Annotated in this window: 2 protein-coding genes and 1 pseudogene; 2 read left to right on the forward strand and 1 reads right to left on the reverse strand. The window is 54.7% G+C overall.

The features are described 5' to 3' along the window. Positions 1-52 precede the first annotated feature (52 nt). A pseudogene (locus EN925_RS34745) lies at positions 53-352 on the reverse strand (response regulator transcription factor); the annotation flags it as partial. A gap of 89 nt (positions 353-441) precedes the next feature. Between EN925_RS34745 and EN925_RS39915 the strand changes: the two are divergent. Both EN925_RS39915 and EN925_RS40310 read left to right on the forward strand, forming a co-directional pair. Beyond that, complete coding sequence (locus EN925_RS39915; protein ID WP_164894618.1) at positions 442-1,374, forward strand: RHS repeat-associated core domain-containing protein; 933 nt, start codon at positions 442-444, stop codon at positions 1,372-1,374. A gap of 32 nt (positions 1,375-1,406) precedes the next feature. Continuing rightward, the coding region (locus EN925_RS40310; protein WP_206633105.1) for a hypothetical protein at positions 1,407-1,710 on the forward strand (304 nt) is incomplete at its 3' end.

A 1,710-nucleotide genomic window follows, 5' to 3' on the forward strand; every position in this document is an offset into this window, starting at 1 on the left:
ACCCCGCTCCGCTTCGCGGATCGACCCTCCCCACAAGGAGGAGGGTAAAAGCTCAAAACCCAGCCTGATCGCGAAACAACTCCGCATTGTCCAGCTTCGAAACCTCGATCACCGCTTGCGTGCGGCTGTAGACATTGAGCTTGCGCAGGATTTCGGAGACATGCGCCTTCACCGTGGTTTCGCCCACCTGCAGCTCATAGGCGATCTGCTTGTTGAGCAGGCCCTGGCGCAGCATCTGCAGCACGCGCAGCTGTTGCGGCGTCAGTGTCGACAGGCGCTGCACCATGTCGGCGCGGTCGGCGCTGTCGGCGTCCGGCGGCCGGCCTTCATAGGTTTCCGGCACATAGATCGCGCTATCCGCATCCCGACATCAAGGTCGTCGACACCACCAAATACTTCCTGCACCGCGAACATCTCGCCTCGGTGCGCCAAGTCACCGACATGTCGGGCACCGTCGTCGACGCCACCAGCTACGCCACCTATGGCGAAAGCCTCAACACCGGCTTCCAGACGCAGAAGAACTACATCGGCGAACGCTTCGATCCCGAGACCGGCCTGCTGTATCTCAATGCTCGGTACATGGACCCGGTGCTGGGGCGGTTTATTTCACCGGATGACTGGGATCCGACCAAAGCAGGCGTCGGCACCAACCGGTATGCGTATGCCCAGAACGATCCGGTCAATAACGCCGACAACAACGGGCACGTCGCTAGCACACCATCATCCGCGCAAGTCGCCAAGGACAGAGCGGCGGCAGAGAAGCAAGCCCGTGAACAGGACAAGCAAGCGGACAGGCTGGCGTCAGCTCTCCGAAACGCCGACGGTGACCTCAGCGTATTAGATGGCGCTTCACCGGAAGTTACCCGAAAGGCCTTGGGAAAATACAACCTTAGCAGATCAGGAAGAGCCGATACAGCTGATGGCGTTTTTGGCGTCATACCAGGCGGGCTTGGGGTTAAGGCGCTCGCTACCGTTTCTGAGTTGACGATAGCCAAAACACTTGCGTCAAAAGCGGCGCTCTCTGCCGAATCTTTGGGGGTTAAGCAGGGAGCGGCATCATTCGCGGTATCGTCCGAAACCGGCGCTGCCTATCCAGGACTAAGTTTGCGGGCCGCTGAAACACTTGGGGTTCAGCGATCAACAAATTCGACAGTGGACGAGGCGCTCGCAAATGTGACACAAAAATCACAAGCGCATGGCTGTTGCGGCGAAATTGACGCTATATCAAAAGCAATGAATGCAGGAGAAAACCCCCAGAACCTGTCGGTAGGTACCGCATCCATCGGCAGGACCCTGCCTGGACCGACAGGGGCGCAAATGGGACCGTGTTCATCGTGTCGCAGCGTGATGAATTCTCTGGGCGTCAAATATTAAGCCGGCGATGGGTCGTAACGGGAAAACAAAAAGTGGATATAGTAGATATAGTAGGTAAATTTCCTATCGAGATCGTTGTCAGAGAAACTGTCGCAGAAATTCTCGCGGCAATCGATATTGGCATTTCTGAAGTAGAAAGATTGAGATACTCTGTATTTTTGGATTTCATACGTTCAAACTTGAAATCTGAATTTGATGAGGATTCTAAGGAAAAATACGGCGAATTCGTTGATTTATTTTCCCGGAAGATATCCCACGAATATTCATACGACCGTAGATTTATTTTTCTACTCTGGGGTCTTGTAGTGAGGAAAAGGTGGATGGACGGACCTGAGT

The organism is Mesorhizobium sp. M7A.F.Ca.US.006.04.2.1 (genome assembly GCF_004022915.1).
Lineage (GTDB): Bacteria > Pseudomonadota > Alphaproteobacteria > Rhizobiales > Rhizobiaceae > Mesorhizobium > Mesorhizobium ciceri.

Excerpts from the sequence above, each read along its gene's own strand:
- EN925_RS39915 (WP_164894618.1), top strand. The coding sequence starts at position 442 with ATGTCGGGCACCGTCGTCGACGCCACCAGCTACGCCACCTATGGCGAA.